This window comes from uncultured Gemella sp., assembly GCF_963515875.1.
Classification (GTDB): Bacteria; Bacillota; Bacilli; order Staphylococcales; family Gemellaceae; genus Gemella.
In genome coordinates this window covers 15,873-33,365 of sequence record NZ_CAUPZX010000007.1, presented here as the reverse complement: position 1 = coordinate 33,365, position 17,493 = coordinate 15,873, and the positions used below count along the sequence as shown (strand labels likewise).

General features: G+C 30.7%; 11 protein-coding genes and 1 other annotated feature. Of the genes, 2 read left to right on the top strand and 9 right to left on the bottom strand.

Features of this window, described 5'->3' with window-relative positions; translation table 11 throughout:
* The first annotated feature begins 21 nt into the window (after nucleotides 1-21).
* Nucleotides 22-1,872, top strand: a complete 1,851-nt coding sequence (locus tag RWL85_RS02495; protein ID WP_314084549.1) for a glycoside hydrolase family 13 protein — start codon at nucleotides 22-24, stop codon at nucleotides 1,870-1,872.
* 260 nt (nucleotides 1,873-2,132) lie between these two features.
* Here the strand turns inward: RWL85_RS02495 and ppc are convergent, their stop codons facing one another.
* The 5 genes from ppc to yaaA all read right to left on the bottom strand — a co-directional run bounded on the left by ppc (nucleotide 2,133) and on the right by yaaA (nucleotide 11,047).
* Nucleotides 2,133-4,823 carry a phosphoenolpyruvate carboxylase gene (gene ppc / locus RWL85_RS02490; protein WP_314084546.1) on the bottom strand — a complete coding sequence of 897 codons (2,691 nt, stop codon included), beginning with the start codon at nucleotides 4,821-4,823 and terminating at the stop codon, nucleotides 2,133-2,135.
* Between the two features lie 461 nt (nucleotides 4,824-5,284).
* Nucleotides 5,285-7,732, bottom strand: coding sequence for a DNA gyrase subunit A (gene gyrA, locus RWL85_RS02485; protein WP_314084543.1), 2,448 nt, complete (start codon nucleotides 7,730-7,732; stop codon nucleotides 5,285-5,287).
* Nucleotides 7,733-7,748: 16 nt separating this feature from the next.
* Entirely contained in the window at nucleotides 7,749-9,665 is a 1,917-nt protein-coding gene (gene gyrB, locus RWL85_RS02480) for a DNA topoisomerase (ATP-hydrolyzing) subunit B (protein ID WP_314406878.1), read from the bottom strand.
* Nucleotides 9,666-9,705: 40 nt separating this feature from the next.
* A complete protein-coding gene (gene recF, locus RWL85_RS02475; RefSeq protein ID WP_314084539.1) occupies nucleotides 9,706-10,842 on the bottom strand; it encodes a DNA replication/repair protein RecF in 1,137 nt (378 codons plus the stop codon).
* Nucleotides 10,832-11,047 (bottom strand): S4 domain-containing protein YaaA, encoded by a 216-nt coding sequence (yaaA, locus tag RWL85_RS02470; RefSeq protein ID WP_314084536.1) that lies wholly within the window; start codon nucleotides 11,045-11,047, stop codon nucleotides 10,832-10,834. Before yaaA ends, recF begins: the two co-directional genes overlap by 11 nt.
* Nucleotides 11,048-11,423: 376 nt before the next feature.
* Here yaaA and RWL85_RS02465 point away from each other — a divergent pair, with 376 nt between their 5' ends.
* Complete coding sequence (locus RWL85_RS02465) at nucleotides 11,424-12,242, top strand: choline/ethanolamine kinase family protein (protein ID WP_314084534.1); 819 nt, start codon at nucleotides 11,424-11,426, stop codon at nucleotides 12,240-12,242.
* 118 nt (nucleotides 12,243-12,360) lie between these two features.
* Here the strand turns inward: RWL85_RS02465 and rplT are convergent, their stop codons facing one another.
* The 4 genes from rplT to rpoC form a co-directional block, all read right to left on the bottom strand.
* The gene (gene rplT / locus RWL85_RS02460; protein WP_003146326.1) at nucleotides 12,361-12,720 is read right to left on the bottom strand and encodes a 50S ribosomal protein L20; all 360 of its coding nucleotides are present in this window, start codon (nucleotides 12,718-12,720) and stop codon (nucleotides 12,361-12,363) included.
* Between the two features lie 63 nt (nucleotides 12,721-12,783).
* A complete protein-coding gene (gene rpmI / locus RWL85_RS02455) occupies nucleotides 12,784-12,978 on the bottom strand; it encodes a 50S ribosomal protein L35 (protein WP_003145690.1) in 195 nt (64 codons plus the stop codon).
* A gap of 26 nt (nucleotides 12,979-13,004) precedes the next feature.
* Nucleotides 13,005-13,532, bottom strand: coding sequence for a translation initiation factor IF-3 (infC, locus tag RWL85_RS02450; protein WP_314084529.1), 528 nt, complete (start codon nucleotides 13,530-13,532; stop codon nucleotides 13,005-13,007).
* Between the two features lie 29 nt (nucleotides 13,533-13,561).
* Nucleotides 13,562-13,674 (bottom strand) — a sequence feature (ribosomal protein L20 leader region).
* Between the two features lie 92 nt (nucleotides 13,675-13,766).
* Complete coding sequence (gene rpoC / locus RWL85_RS02445; protein WP_314084527.1) at nucleotides 13,767-17,447, bottom strand: DNA-directed RNA polymerase subunit beta'; 3,681 nt, start codon at nucleotides 17,445-17,447, stop codon at nucleotides 13,767-13,769.
* Between the last annotated feature and the right edge of the window lie 46 nt (nucleotides 17,448-17,493).

Sequence of the window (17,493 nt, the reverse complement as noted above, 5' to 3'; positions counted from 1 at the left end):
TAACATTTCGGAGAAAAAAATATGATTAAATTTAATCCAATAAAAAATAAATTTCCTAAAGGAGCTATTAATAACAAAGAAAACTTAAAATTTGAAGTCTTAATTAAAGACGATTTTTACTTTAATGATCTAAAAATTGTAATTAGAAATGATTTCACAGGCGAATTGATTACTAAAAGTTTATCTTTTAAAGAGAAAACTGAAGAAAATTACACAAAATATGGTGTAAACTTCGAGCCATTTAACATAGGTTTATACTTTTATCATTTTGAAGTTCATTTTGATAGTTTCTATGTTTTTCTGAAAAATGATAGACTTAATGCTAAATTAGTAAACAATATTGATGAACTTCCAGATTGGCAACTTACAGTTTATGATTCGAACTTTACTACCCCATCATGGTACAAAGGCTCTATTATGTATCAAATTTTCCCAGATAGATTTAAACGTAGTGAAAAATATATTGCACAAGTGGCTAGAAATGAAAATATTAGAATACGCCATGAAAATTGGAACAACATTCCTCATTCTTCTATTACTCACGAAAATTACGGGGCCAAAGATTTCTTAATGGGTAATTTATTAGGTATTGAAGAAGAAAAAGAATATTTTAAAAAATTAAATATTGAAAGCATTTATCTTAATCCTATTGTAGAAAGCCCTGAAAATCATAGATATTCTACTTCTGATTATTTTAATGTTGATCCATATTTTGGAACAAATGAACAATTTGAAAGTTTCTGTAATAACTTTAAAAACGATAATATCAGAATTATTCTAGATGGTGTATTCAGTCATACTGGTTCAGATAGTATCTATTTCAATAGATATAATAACTACGACAGTATTGGTGCATTTAACTCTAAAAGTTCACCTTATTATCCTTGGTTTGACTTTAAGAATTTCCCTAATGAATATCACTCATGGTGGGGATTTGATAACTTACCAACTGTAATAAAAGAAAATAAAGAATACAGTGATTTTATCAACAACAAAGACACCGGAGTTGTTAATTTTTGGCAAAAATTAGGTATCGCAGGATGGCGTTTAGATGTTGCAGATGAATTTCCAGATGAATTTTTAGATAGAATTCGAGAGAGTGCTAAATATTACGATAAAGATGCTCTTATAATAGGTGAAGTTTGGGAAGATGCTACAAATAAAATCTCATATAATACACGAAGACGCTATTTCCTTGGAGATCAACTTGACAGTGTAATGAATTACCCTTGGAAAAATGCAATTATAGATTTTGTAAAAAATAAAAATGCAGAAGATTTTACTTTAGAAATATTAAAACTTGTAGAAAACTATCCTCGTCCTGCTCTTGATACTGTGATGAATTTGCTAGGTAGTCATGATACAGAACGTGTTCTAACAATGCTGGCATTCGATAATCCAGAAAATGTACCAGTCAATGAAAGACCTACTTATAAAATGTCACCTGAACAATATAATAAAGCGAAGGAACTACTTAAGTATGCAAGTTTTATTCAATTCACTTTACCTGGTGTACCATGTATCTATTATGGTGATGAAATAGGAATGTATGGTTTTAGAGATCCATATAATAGATTAGGTTTTACACATGATAATAAAGATGAAGATTTATTAGATCACTACATTAATCTATCAAAATTTAGAAATGACAATAGAGAAGATTTTATAACAAATTTCGAATTTATTTACACTAATGAAAAATGCGTTGCATATAAACGTAATAATATTCTTTGTATTATTAATCTTGACTCTAAAGCTCATTTTATTGAAAATTATTGCGGTGATAAGTTATTCGGTAATACTGAAATATACTCTACACCTTTTGGTACAGTTGTACCACCACATAGCTATATAGCTATTAAAATTAAATAATATTTTTAACTAGGGAGGTCTAAAAAACCGTGATTTTGGAAAGATTGGTTTTTTGTATCCTCCCTATTAAGATTATAAAATATCTAATAATCTTTTTATGATAATTTTAGATATCAATAAACTATTACATCATATAAAGTTTATTTATTATTAATCAGTCTGGTTTCTCTTTAATCTAATTTATCTTACTGGATTATAAACAAAATAAAGATTCAGAAATTGGCATTTCATTAAACCTACTTCTGAATCTATTTATTATATTATCCTGAGTTTCTAAGCCCGGTAGCAACTCCATTAATCGTAATGTGAATTGTATTAATTTGTGATTCTGGTAATTTACCTTCCCTTGCACGTTTAATTAACTCTACTTGTAACAAGTTTAGAGTATTGAAGTACTGTAACCTATTTTCTAAACTTCGAGTTAAATAAGTATTATCTTCTAAAAATTCTTTATGTTCTGAAATTTCTAATACTACTTGTTTTGTTAAATTCCATTCTCTTAATATTTCATCATACACTTTTTTAGTTTCTTCATCATGACATAGATTTGCATATTCTTTAGCAATTCCCATATTTGATTTTGACATTACCATATCTACATTTGACAATAATGAGTTGAAGAACGGCCAGTTTTTATACATGTTACGAAGTATCTCTATATTATCTTTATCTTTACTAATAAAATTAGAGAATGCTGTACCTACTCCATACCATCCTGGTAACATAATTCTACTTTGTGACCATGAGAATACCCATGGAATAGCTCTTAACCCGCCGATATCAGTAATTTTCTTACGTGAAGCTGGACGTGATCCTATATTTAAACTAGAAATTTCTTTAATTGGTGTTGCTTCAAAGAAGTAATTATAGAAGTTTTTATTTTCAAAAACTAACTCACGGTATTTATTATAACTATCCTCTACTATCTCATCCATAATTCTTTGAATTTCAGGAATACCTCTAATATCAGTATTGACTTTATCAGCATTCATTCTTTGAATAACAGCAGAAAATAGTGCTTCTAAGTTATAATATGCTGCGTCGCTATTTCCATATTTGGCCGCTATAATTTCACCTTGTTCTGTTAATCGAATTCTATCTTGAACACTTCCTAATGGTTGTGAAATAATCGCATCATAACTTGGTCCACCACCTCGACCTACCGTTCCACCACGCCCATGGAAGAAAGTAACTTTAATATTATGTTTTTCTCCTAATGAAGAAAGCTCCTGTTGTGCTTTATATAGTGACCATCCTGATGATAAATATCCACCATCTTTATTACTATCAGAGTATCCTAACATGATTTCTTGATAATTTTTATTATCACTTACCCATTTTTTTACTATATCAAGACTTAAATATTCATCCATAATTTCATATGAATTTTCCAAGTCTTCTATAGTTTCGAATAATGGAACTAGTTGAAGTCTAGCAAAGTCACTTCCAACTAATCCTACTTCTTTTAACATAATTGCAAGTTCTAATAAATCAGAAATACTTGTTGTATGCGAGATAATATTTTGTTTAATAATATTATCTCCAAGTTTATCTTTTAATCTTCTTGCTGTTCTAAAAATAGATAATTCCTTTTTCAACTCTTCTGATTGCTTATTTTCATCATTGATGCTCAATGGTCGTGGATCTTCTTTTAATTGTTTTAATAACAATTTACATTTTTCCTCTTCAGTAAGTCCACTATAATTTTTCTCTATATTTGCACTATTTAATAGTTCCTCAACTGATGATTCATAAACACTTGAGTCTTGTCTCATATCAATACTAGCTAAATAAAATCCAAAGATTTTAACAACATTTAATAGCTCTTCAAACTCTCCAGTAACTAGTATTTCACCTTTGTTTTCTAATAATGATTTTTCAATAATTTCTAAATCATTAATAAATTCTGTAGATGTTAAATACTTTTCTCCAATTTCTTTATCATAAAGTAAGTATTCTTTTGTATTCTCTAATTTCTCCTTTATATAAAAAATAGCTCTTCTATACGGTTCTTTTTCTCTGTAAACCGACGAATCATTTGAAAGATTGGCTAGTTCTTCTAATTCTTTACTTTCTTCTATATATTGTGTTGACATAGAGAAAGTTCTATATAAACTTTCTAACTTTTCTAAGTAGTATGTTGTTATAAGCTCACATTGTTTCATAGCAGATAAGTTTAACGTTTCTGCAGTTACGAATGGATTACCATCACGATCTCCACCAATCCACATACCCATAGTTATAGGAGTCTCATTTTTTAATTCAATGTTATTTTCTTTTAGCAACATTTTGTACTCAGTCATTAATTTTCCAATTGCTTTAATAAAAGATAGATTATAATACTCTAATACATTGGTGATTTCATTAGCTACTTTTAATTTTTTTTCACGTATTATATCACTTTGAATTAGTATTTCTATATGCTTTTGAATATCATTTTTCCATTTTCTTTCATTAATAAGCCCATTTTTTACATCACGATGTTTTCTTAATAATGTATGTAATTTTTCCGTTAAATCAAGAATTGTCTTACGTTGTACTTGAGTCGGATGTGCTGTTAATACTGGAACTACATTAATATTATCTAGAATATTTTTATCTTTTATATTTTTTATAGATTCAGATAATTTACCAATATAAGCCTCATTTGAATTATTTTTGAAGTTTACCTCATATGCTAAGTCAACATCCTCAGCAATATTAATTAATAATGGTAAAACCGAGAAGAAATTAGCTACTATTTCCATCTCTTCTTGTGTTAAATCTTTAATAATAAGATTTAATTTATCATAATTTTTTTCATCAGCTAATGCTTTTAATTCTACAATTTTTTCAAATGTCTCTTCCGAAATTAACTTTTGAGTTGCTTTTAACAACATTTCTGTGAGTATCTGAATCTCCTCTTGTATAATATTTTCATTTACATTGCTTTCTAGTCTTGTTTTTTTCATCTAGTTACTCCTTGATAAGATTTTTACTAATAAAGTTTATTTTATCAGTTTTAACTACATATTCCATTATAAAACTTTTTTTAAAATAACACAATGAATTTTATTATTTTTTTTCATATTATTAACTTTTTTACTAAATGTTTATGAAAAATACAATGTAATTGTTCATTTTTCATATCATTAAATAATTCTCTAATTATATTTTTAATTCATTTAAATTAGTTTTACATAAATTTTAAATTTTTAAATATTATATTAATATAAAATAAGGGAGTGACTCAAAAATCGTGATTTCATAGAAATCGATTTTATAAAGTCACCCCCCACACAGTTTATTAGATATCTAAAAAGCTTTTTTATAAATCGAATTTAGATATTAATAAATCACTGTGTCTAAAAGTTATCATGTAAACTTTTTTTAAAATCCAGTCCTTTTAGGTCTGATCTTTATTTAACTTTTATTATTCTTCTTCGTAAACTTCTTCTTTCGCTGCTAATGTAACAGTTGCTACTTTTTGATCATCAACAAGATTAATTACTTTAACACCTGTCGCTGTTCTTCCAAGTGTACTGATTGTTGAAACATCTATTCTTATAATTATTCCTTGATCAGTCATAATCATTAAATCTTCATTTCCAGCGATTGATTTAACAGCTACAATCTTACCTGTTTTCTTAGTAACTTTTGCTACTTTAACACCTTTTCCTCCACGGTTAATTACATTAAATTCCGTAGATTTAGATATTTTACCAATACCATTTTCTGTTACTGTTAAAATTTTCTTAGATTCATCGACTACTTCCATACCTACTACATAGTCATCTGGAGAAAGTGTGATACCTTTAACACCACGACTTACTCGTCCCATTGTACGAACTTTTTCAGCATTAATTCTAATTGCTTGTCCATTCGCTGTAACAATCATAATATCTTGATCATCAGTAATTCTTTGAACATCGATTAATGAATCATCATCATCAAGTTTAAGAGCAATCTTACCTTTCTTAAGAATACTTGCGTAATCTCCTAATTTAGATTTCTTAATAATACCGTACTTAGTTGAGAAGATTAAGTTTGTATCTTCTTCTTGTAAATCAGAGATTGCAATAATAGAATTTACTTTTTCTTCTTTTTCAATTTCTAATAAGTTAATAATAGGTATACCTTTAGATTGACGGCTCATTTGGTTAATTTCATACCCTTTAAGAGTATAAACTTTACCTTTATCAGTAAAGAATAGGATATGATCATGAGTTGAACAACTTAACATATAGGCTACATTATCCTCATCATTTGTAGTCATTCCATTAACACCACGTCCACCGCGTCCTTGTGATTTATAAGTACTTGCTGCAAGACGTTTGATGTATTGATTGTGAGATAGAGTAATTATGATTTGTTCTTGTTCAATTAAATCTTCATTTTCAATTTGATCTACTTGCCCTTCGATAATTACACTACGACGTTTGTCTCCAAATTTTTCCTTAACTTCTAATAACTCATCTTTAACGATTTGAATTACTCTCTCAGGTTTTGCTAGTATATCTTCTAAGTCAGCAATAAGTTCCATAAGCTTACTATATTCTTCTTCAATCTTATCACGTTCTAAACCTGTAAGTCTTTGCAAACGCATATCTAAGATTGCTTGAGCTTGAATTTCAGTTAATCCAAATTGATCAATTAAACCAGCTTTCGCTTCTTCAGCAGTTTGAGAACCACGAATTAAGCTAATAATTCTATCGATATTATCTAAAGCAATTCTTAAACCTTCTAGTATATGTGCACGAGCTTGTGCTTTTTTAAGGTCGAACTTAGTTCTTCTTACTACTACTTCTTTTTGGTGCTCTAAGTAGTGATAAAGTACTTCTTTAAGATTTAATAACTTTGGTACTCCATTTACAAGAGCAATCATGTTAACACCAAATGAACTTTGTAAAGGTGTTAATTTGTATAAATTGTTTAAAATTACGTTACTGTTAACATCACGACGTAATTCAATTACAATTCTGATACCTTTTAAGTTACTTTCATCACGAAGATCTGTAACACCTTCAATTTTCTTATCACGAGCTAGTTCAGCAATTTTCTCAACTAATTTCGCTTTGTTTACTTGATAAGGAATTTCTGTAATAACGATTCTTTCCTTACCATTTTTCATCTGTTCTATTTCAGTTTTACCACGCATAATCACAGAACCACGTCCTGTTGTATATGCCTTAACTATTCCACTACGTCCTAATAAGAATGATCCTGTTGGAAAGTCAGGTCCTTTAATTTTAGACATTAATTCAGCAATTGTTATTTCAGAGTTATCAGCTAATGCAATTACTCCATCGATAACCTCAGCTAAATTATGAGGTGGGATATTTGTAGCCATACCAACCGCGATACCACTACTTCCGTTAACTAATAAGTTAGGTATTCTTGCTGGTAATACTTTAGGTTCTTGTTTTGTACCATCGTAGTTATCTTGCATATCAACTGTATCTTTGTTGATATCACGTAGTAACTCAGAAGCAATTTTACTCATTCTTGCTTCAGTATAACGCATCGCAGCAGCACCATCTCCATCAATAGAACCGAAGTTCCCTTGACCATCTACTAAAGGATATCTACTGTTGAAATCTTGTGCTAAACGTACAATTGTTCCATATGTTGCAGAGTCACCATGTGGGTGATACTTCGCCATTACTTCCCCTACAACGAAGGCACTTTTTTTGTAAGGTTTATCATATGTTAATCCTAAATCATTAAAAGCATAAAGTATTCTTCTATGAACTGGTTTTAACCCGTCACGCACATCTGGTAAAGCACGCGATACAATAACACTCATTGAATAATCTAAAAATGAATTTTCAATTTCAGTCGTTATGTTTCTTAAGGTAATATTATTTTTATTATCTTCCATGTTCTATCCTTTCTTTCTAAATGTCTAAGTTAATAACATTTAGCGCATTGTCTTCGATAAATTTACGTCTTGGTTCTACTTTTTCACCCATTAATGTGTCAAATGCAGCATCTGCTCTTTGAGCGTCGTCAACACTCACTTGGTACATTAAACGATGTTCTGGATCCATTGTTGTATCCCATAGTTCTTCTGCATTCATCTCTCCAAGACCTTTATATCGTTGAACTGTATACTTTTTATCTCCAGCATGTTCTTCAATATTTTGTTTAAGTTCTTCTTCTGTATGGCAGTATATTTCTTTCTTACCTATTTTCAATCCATATAGAGGTGGTCTTGCTATATAAACATATCCTGCATCAATTAATTCTCTCATATATCTGAAGAAGAATGTTAATAATAATGTTCTAATATGACTTCCATCGACATCGGCATCGGTCATAATAACGATTTTGTGATAACGAAGTTTATCGATGTTTAATGTTTCACCAATCCCCATACCAATAGCTGTAATTAACGAACGAACTTCATCGTTAGCTAGTACTTTATCAATTCTTACTTTCTCTACGTTCAGAATTTTACCTTTAAGCGGTAAAATAGCTTGGAATTTACTATTACGTCCAAGTTTTGCACTTCCTCCCGCAGAGTCCCCTTCGACTAGGAATAATTCACACTCAGCTGCATCTTTACTTGAACAGTCTGCAAGTTTACCTGGAAGATTAGTAAATTCTAATGCATTTTTACGACGTGTAGATTCACGAGCTTTCTTCGCTGCGATTCTCGCACGTGATGCTTGAAGTCCCTTTTCAACGATTATTTTCGCTGTTTTTGGGTTTTCTAATAAGAATCTATCTAATTCTTCAGAGAATAGCTTGTTAGTAATAGTACTCATTTCTGAGTTACCTAGTTTAGTTTTTGTTTGTCCTTCAAACTGTGGATTTGGGTGTTTGATTGAGATAATTGCAACAAGTCCTTCACGAACATCATCCCCTGTTAAAGATTCTTTATCTTTAATAAGTTTATTCTTTTTACCGTATGCATTAATTATTCTTGTAAGAGCAGTTTTAAATCCACTTTCGTGAGTCCCACCCTCATGAGTATTAATATTATTTGCATAACTTAAGACATTATTTGAATAACCAGTATTATATTGCATTGAGATTTCTACTTCTTTACCTTCCATCTCACCATGCACATAAATAGCTTCATGTAGAGCGTCTTTATTTTCATTTAACATTTCCACATATTCTAATAATCCACCTTCATAACAGAAAGTTTCTTCTTTTTCTTGACCTTCTCTTTCATCTTTAAGAATTATTGTTATTCCTTTATTCAAGAAAGCAAGTTCTCTAATACGTGTTCTTAAAATATCATATTCATATACTGTTGTTTCTTGGAAGATTTCTGGATCTGCTTTAAAACGAATAGTTGTTCCTGTTCTGTCAGTATCTCCTACAACTGTAATCCCTTGAACTACATCACCACGTTCAAATTTCATACTGTAAATTTTACCATCACGATGAACTGATGCTTCTAAGTTTGTTGATAAGGCATTTACAACACTGGCTCCAACTCCGTGAAGACCACCAGATACTTTGTATCCACCGCCTCCAAATTTACCACCAGCGTGCAGTACTGTAAGAATAACTTCCAAAGCAGGTTTTCCTGTTTGTTCCTGAATATCTACAGGAATACCACGCCCATTATCCTCTACTCTTATCCAATTTCCTTTTTCTATTGCTACTGTTATTGTGTTGCAATATCCGGCTAAAGCTTCATCTATTGAGTTATCCACAATCTCCCATACTAGGTGGTGTAGACCTTTGCTAGATGTAGAACCGATATACATACCTGGTCTTACCCTAACAGCTTCTAATCCTTCAAGGACCTGAATCTGATCGGCATTATATTCTTGTATTTGTTTATTTTCTACCATGATTTTTCCTTTCATTTTAGTAAATTTATAAATAAATTTTCTAGACTATTTCGCTAATATTTCCATTTTCAATTTTAAAAACTTTAGCTTTTTTCAATAAATCTTCTTTAATATCTGATATTGAAGGTGTCGTAATGAACGTTTGTACATTTTCATTAATAGCATCTAATAATTTTAATTGTCTATTTTTATCTAACTCACTTAGTACATCATCTAAAAGTAAGACCGGATATGTTCCTGTCTTTGATTTTAAATAGTTAATTTCAGCTAATTTTAACGATAATACTATGCTTCTTTGTTGTCCTTGGGATGCATACATTTTTGCATCAAGATCATTAATATAAAATTCTAAATCATCTTGATGTGGCCCAATTTTTGTACTTCCACGCATAATATCATCAAACGATTTCTTCATCATAACTTTTACTAAATTCTCTTCTGTAAAATTAGTATCATTCACATCTGTTATATTTAATGATTCCAACACTGAACTTCTGTACTTAATTTTTAAAGTTTCTTGTTCATTTGATATATTAAGCATATTCTGATATGTTAACGCCGAAATTTCATGAACGAATGCTACTCGCTCTTTAGTAATATATATTGCTACTTTGGCAAGTTGAGATGTAATAGTTTCTAAATATGCTAGGGACATCTCATCTTTTGGATTCTTTCTCATATCTTTTAAATAAGAATTTCGTTGTTTTAAAAGATGTTGATACATCAAATAATACTTATGATATACACGAGAAAATTGATAGAATTCTCTATTAATAAACTCACGTCTTAGCGCTGGCGAACCTTTAACTATTTGCAAATCTTCTGGAGAGAATAATACTACATTTAACTCACCGACAAAATCTGTTAACTTAGTTTTTTTCAAACCCGCTATTTTAGCACTTTTACCTTTATTATTTATTCCTAACATAATATCTAGATTTTTATTATTTTTGTTAACTACACACGACATAGCTGTTGCAGTTTCTCCAAACATTATGCACTCACTATCGCTTTTTGTTCTATAACTTTTTCCTAGTGCCAAGCAAAAAATAGACTCAATAATATTAGTTTTTCCATTCGCATTGTTTCCTACTAAAACATTAAGCGAGGGATGTGATTCTATATTCGCAGATAAATAATTTCGAAAGTAGAGTAACTTTAAACTCTTAATTTTCATTAATAATTATAAATTCATTTCCTTCTAATTTGATTACATCATCTGAATATAATTTTTTCCCTCGTCTATTTTCTGATACTCCATTAAGCTCAACTTCTACTTCTTGTAAAAAATATTTAGCTTCTCCTCCTGAACCTATAAAGCCTTCTAATTTTAAAAATTGTGCTAATGTAATATATTCAGTATTAATAAAAACTTCTTTCATTTTACACCTCCTATGATATTTAAAAATGAAACTATGTGTATATAAATATATTTTATACATTATAATTATACCAAAATTTTAATTTTTTTTCAACAAAACGTCTTTTTTTTATTAATTAAAAATAGAAAATAACTATATATACCATATATTTTTCAATATTATTAAAAGTATAAGTTCACATAAATAACTTATTAAATTAATATGGAATTTATCTCCTTATATTTAAATTTTATTATAAAAAAAATAGTATTTTAATAATAAATTTTAATCTTCATCGAATTAAAAAGAAAACATTTTCACTTTTATCTTTTATTCAAATATTGTATAATTTAAATGAATAAATAACATTATTTTACAAATCAAGGAGGAGAATAATATGTTCAATATTAATAAGTTAGAAAAAATATTAAATCAAAAGATAATATCTCTTGAAGAAACGAGCTATGGCGTATCTAATAAAAATTATATTATTACTACTGATACGAATAAATATTTCTACAGAACATCAAAAGATACAACAAAAATTGTCAATAAAGCAAATGAAAAAGAAGCTCTAACATTACTATCTTCCGAATCATATTTTCTTAAACCTGTTTATTTTAATAATGATAATCTTATAACTGAGTTTCAACAAAATCCCAAAACATTTCTTTCACAAAGAACACTGTCAAATATAGTTAGAATTTCAAAACTTTTAAAAAAATTCCACTCTAGCAAATTTCAAGCTAAAAATAAATTTGATCCGATATCTAAATTTATGGAATATTATGAACAACTAGATACTACTGAATATAATTTAGATAAATTTATGCATATTATAGTTGATTTCAAAAAAGTATATACACCGGATCGTCTTTGTCATAATGATTTAGTTGAAGGCAATTTTCTATTTACAAATGAAAAGCTATACCTAATTGATTTTGAATATGCAGGATATAATGACTATTACTTTGATATTGCAAGTTTTATATCCGAAAATAATTTAAACTACGAAGAAACTATAACATTCTTAAAATCATATTTTGTTGATGAGATATGCAATTTTAAAAAGCTAGACATATTCTTACAGTTCTGCGATTTACTTTGGTATACTTGGGCTACCTTATTATATGATAAACGAAATGAAGAAGTATACAACCAAATAGCTCAAGATAAGCTTTATAACCTTAAAAATCCTAGAAAAATAGTATACTAACAATTTAAACTTATTTTTTATCATCTCACCAGCATTCCAGTTTAATCGGTTTATATTTTATAAAACAAAAAAAAGTTACCTGCAAAAATATGCAAGTAACTTTTTTAACTATTACTAATTATTTAGCTAAAGCTGCTTTAGCTTGTTCACAAATGCTTGCGAATCCAGCTGCATCGTGGATAGCGATTTCTGATAACATTTTTCTGTTAATATCGATTCCAGCAACTTTAAGTCCGTTCATTAGACGGCTGTAAGATAATCCATTTAATCTTGCAGCAGCATTGATACGAACGATCCATAATCTTCTGAAATTACGTTTTGTTTGACGACGGTCTCTGAAAGCATACATTCCTGATTTCATTACTTGTTGCTTAGCAACTTTGAATAATGTATGTTTTGAACCAAAATATCCTTTAGCTAGTTTTAAAACTTTTTTACGGCGACGACGAGTCACAGTTCCACCTTTAACACGTGGCATATCTAATTCCTCCTTATGTATAACTTAAATAAGTATTTACGCTATAATTAATCTTCTTTAATATTATTTAACTAATAAAGTTCTAATACGTTTGTAATCACCACGAGATACTAATGAAGCTTTACGTAAGTGACGTTTTTGTTTAGTAGTTTTTCTTGAAAACCAGTGAGAAGTATAAGCACGGCTACGTTTTAATTTACCGCTAGCTGTTTTTTTCACACGTTTTGCTAAACCACGGTGAGATTTCATTTTTGGCATTATCAAATTCCTCCTATATTAAACCTTTATTTCTCTTTTTTTGGTGCTAGAACTAAGAACATACTGCGACCTTCCATTTTAGGTTTTTGTTCGACAGTAGCTATATCGCTAGCTTCGTTAGAAAAGTTTTCTAAAACTTTCTGTCCAATTTCTTTGTGGGTGATTGCTCTCCCTTTAAAACGAATAGAAACTTTAACTTTGTCTTCTTTTGCTAAGAATTTACGTGCATTTTTCAACTTAGTTTCAAAATCGTGTTTTTCAATTGTCGGAGATAATCTTATCTCTTTGGTTATTACGATTTTTTGTTTCTTACGTGCTTCTTTTTCTTTTTTCTGTTGTTCAAATTTAAACTTACCGTAGTTCATAATTTTAGCAACAGGTGTTTTAGCATTTGGCGCTACTAGAACAACATCTAAGTTCATACGCTCTGCGATTTGCATAGCTTCAGCCTTAGTTTTTACTCCTAATTGTTCTCCATTTTGACTAATTAAAAGAAACTCTTTCGCTTTAATACCTTCATTTACTTGTGCAGTATCTTTACTAATGATCAGCACCTCCTATTTATAAATTCATTAAATACTAAAAGCATTAAAAAAACTGAGTGCAAAACACCCAGCCTAAAATTCTACATTTCATCTACAGTAACCTGAACAATCTATATTGGCAGGTGAGAAACGGGTGCTTCTACTTTTGTATTCAACATTATCTATTTTACATACTTTTTATAGATTTGTCAATAGGAATATAAGATTTTTTTATATTCCTATTAACTTTTATCTATATTTGAATTAAATTAAGTCTAATTCTTCATGAAGTTCTTCTTCAATAGGTCTACTTAATTCATTATCTACTTCTTTTTCTAATTGATTTTCAACTTTAATATCAACATCATTATATCTTGGCATTCCTGTTCCAGCTGGAATTAACTTACCGATAATAACGTTCTCTTTAAGTCCCATAAGTTTATCAATTTTTCCTTTAACTGCCGCATCTGTAAGAACACGAGTTGTTTCTTGGAATGAAGCTGCTGATAAGAAGCTTTCAGTTTCTAATGAAGCTTTAGTGATACCAAGGATTACAGGCTTAGCTGTAGCCATGTTTCCACGTACTTCAAGAATTTTTTTGTTTTCATCTGTGAATTTATGAATATCAACTAATGAGCCTGGAAGTAATTCAGTATCACCAGCATTGATTACACGTACTTTTCTTAACATTTGACGTACCATAACCTCTACGTGTTTATCACTGATTTCTACCCCTTGCATACGGTAAACTTTTTGTACCTCTGTTAATAGATAGCTTTGAACAGCCTCTAATCCTGCAATTGATAATAGTTCTTTTGGCTCGATAGAACCTTCTGTTAAAGCTTGACCACGTTTAACTTTGTCATCTTCTTTAACTAACATACGACTAGCACCATAGTCTTGATATTCTCTTTCTTCTCCAATTTCACTTAATACGTAAATTCTACGTACGTGATTATTATCGATTTCAACTTTCGTAACTGTTCCATCTACTTCTGAGATTAATGCTTTACCTTTAGGATTACGCGCTTCAAATAACTCTTGAATACGAGGTAAACCTTGAGTGATATCGGCACCGGCAACCCCTCCTGTGTGGAACGTACGCATTGTAAGCTGTGTACCAGGTTCTCCGATAGATTGAGCGGCAATTGTACCAACTGCTTCTCCAACTTCTACTTTTTCACCTGTAGCTAAGTTTTTACCATAACATTTCTCACAAACTCCGTGACGAGAGTTACATGTAAATGCTGATCTGATAACAACACTTTCGATACCAGCTGCTTCGATTTCTTTAGCTGTATCTAATGTAATTAATTGACCATCTTCAACGATAACTTTTCCTGTCTCTGGGTGGACAACAGTTTCTTTACTGTATCTACCTTCAAGTCGCTCTTGTAAGCTTTCGATTTCATCTGTTCCATTTTTAAGTGCCGCTACTCTTAATCCACGTGATGTACCACAGTCGTTTTCACGAACGATAACATCCTGTGCAACGTCTACAAGACGACGAGTTAAGTATCCTGAATCGGCTGTCTTAAGTGCTGTATCGGCAAGACCTTTACGCGCACCGTGAGAAGAGATGAAGAACTCTAATACTGTTAATCCTTCTTTAAATGATGAACGTACAGGCATTTCCATGATACGTCCTGATGGAGATGCCATCAGACCACGCATTCCGGCTAACTGTGTAAAGTTTGACGCGTTACCACGGGCTCCAGAGTCACTCATCATGTAAATTGGGTTAGTCGCTGGAAGAGAGTCCATAAGTTGATCTTGGATGATATCTTTTGCTTTTGCCCATTGAGCAATTACGTTTTGATATCTTTCTTCTTCAGTTAATAGACCACGTCTGTATAATGTTGTGATTTTATCAACATTAGCTTGTGAGTCTGCTAAGATTTCATATTTGTTAGGTAGGACGAATACGTCACTTACCCCTACTGTAATACCAGCTCTTGAAGAGTATTTAAATCCTAAATCTTTCATTCTATCTAACATCATAGATGTTTCAGTAATGTGGAATCTATTAAAGATTTCAGAGATGATTTTAGATAAGAACCCTTTTTTGAATGGTGTTACAGCTTCTTTTTCTGCTATAAATGCTTTTAATCCACCTTCTGTTAAATCAGATGGTGATACGAAATATTTATCAGGAGTCGCAACTTCTAAATTATCTTTAGTAGGCTCATTTAGGTATGGGAATCCTTCTGGTAATATATCGTTGAATATTACTTTACCAATTGTAGTAACAAGTAATTTTTTATTTTGTTCTTCTGTGAACGTTGGATTATCAAATGATTTTGCTGCAATACCAACACGTGTGTGTAGGTGAATATATCCGTTTTGATAAGCAATTCTTGCTTCATCAGCGTCTTTGAAAATCATTCCTTCCCCTACTGCTCCAGGTCTTTCTAGTGTTAGGTAGTAGTTACCTAATACCATATCCTGAGATGGTGTAACTACTGGTTTACCATCTTTAGGGTTAAGGATGTTTTGAGCAGCTAACATTAGCATACGTGCTTCTGCTTGTGCTTCTTTTGATAATGGTACGTGAACGGCCATTTGGTCACCGTCAAAGTCAGCATTGAACGCTGTTGTAACAAGAGGGTGAAGACGAATAGCACGTCCTTCTACTAAGATTGGCTCAAATGCTTGGATACCAAGTCTGTGAAGAGTCGGGGCACGGTTAAGTAATACCGGGTGCTCACGAATAATATCTTCTAAGATATCCCATACATGATCTTCCATTCTTTCAATTTGATTTTTAGCATTTTTAATATTATTAGCTAATTCACGTTTAACTAATTCACGCATTACGAATGGTTTGAATAATTCAAGTGCCATTTCTTTAGGTAATCCACATTGATACATTTTTAGGTTTGGACCAACTACGATTACTGAACGTCCTGAATAGTCAACACGTTTACCTAATAAGTTTTGACGGAAACGACCATGTTTACCTTTTAACATATTAGATAATGATTTTAATGTTCTATTACCAGGACCTGTTACTGGACGACCACGACGGCCATTATCGATTAATGCATCAACAGCTTCTTGTAACATACGTTTTTCGTTTTGTACGATTAACCCTGGTGCTTTAAGTTCGATAAGTTTTTTCAGACGATTATTACGGTTAATTACACGTCTATATAAATCGTTTAAGTCACTTGTTGCAAATCGTCCACCATCTAATTGAACCATAGGTCTTAATTCAGGTGGAATAACAGGTAATACAGTCATAATCATCCATTCTGGTTTATTTCCAGAGTGTTTAAACGCTTCGAATACTTCGACACGTTTGATGATTTTAACAACTTTTTGACCTGATTTATAGTTACTTTCACTTAATTCTTTAAGTTCATTTTTAAGTTCTTTAAGTTCTTTTTCGATATCTAACTCAGCTAATAAGTCACGAATTGCTTCAGCTCCCATTTTAGCTACGAAAGAGTTTGCTCCAAATGTACTACGTGCTTCACGTACTTCACGTTCAGAAACGATTTGTTTTTTCGTGAAGTCAGTTTCACCTGGATCAATAACAATGTAAGAAGCAAAATATATTACCTCTTCTAATTGTCTTGGGCTAAGGTCAAGTAGAAGACCCATTCTACTTGGTATACCTTTAAAATACCAAATGTGGCTGACTGGGGCTGCTAATTCTAAGTGCCCCATTCTTTCACGACGTACTTTTGCTAAAGTAACGTCAACTCCACATTTATCACATTTAATGTTTTTATATCTAACTCGTTTGTACTTTCCACAAGCACATTCCCAGTCTTTAGTTGGACCAAAAATTCTTTCACAGAATAGTCCATCATTTTCTGGTTTTAAAGTTCTATAGTTAATAGTTTCAGGTTTTTTAACCTCTCCGTAAGACCAACTTCTGATTTTTTCAGGAGAAGCTAAACTAATTTTCATATATGCAAAATTATTTACGTCTATCAAGGAGCATACCTCCTTTATTTTTTTGTATAAAAGCCTTGAATAGTTC

Excerpts from the sequence above, each read along its gene's own strand:
- yaaA (WP_314084536.1), bottom strand. The coding sequence starts at position 11,047 with ATGAAAGAAGTTTTTATTAATACTGAATATATTACATTAGCACAATTT.
- recF (WP_314084539.1), bottom strand. The coding sequence starts at position 10,842 with ATGAAAATTAAGAGTTTAAAGTTACTCTACTTTCGAAATTATTTATCT.
- gyrA (WP_314084543.1), bottom strand. The coding sequence starts at position 7,732 with ATGGAAGATAATAAAAATAATATTACCTTAAGAAACATAACGACTGAA.
- rpmI (WP_003145690.1), bottom strand. The coding sequence starts at position 12,978 with ATGCCAAAAATGAAATCTCACCGTGGTTTAGCAAAACGTGTGAAAAAA.
- gyrB (WP_314406878.1), bottom strand. The coding sequence starts at position 9,665 with ATGGTAGAAAATAAACAAATACAAGAATATAATGCCGATCAGATTCAG.
- RWL85_RS02465 (WP_314084534.1), top strand. The coding sequence starts at position 11,424 with ATGTTCAATATTAATAAGTTAGAAAAAATATTAAATCAAAAGATAATA.
- RWL85_RS02495 (WP_314084549.1), top strand. The coding sequence starts at position 22 with ATGATTAAATTTAATCCAATAAAAAATAAATTTCCTAAAGGAGCTATT.
- ppc (WP_314084546.1), bottom strand. The coding sequence starts at position 4,823 with ATGAAAAAAACAAGACTAGAAAGCAATGTAAATGAAAATATTATACAA.
- rplT (WP_003146326.1), bottom strand. The coding sequence starts at position 12,720 with ATGCCACGTGTTAAAGGTGGAACTGTGACTCGTCGTCGCCGTAAAAAA.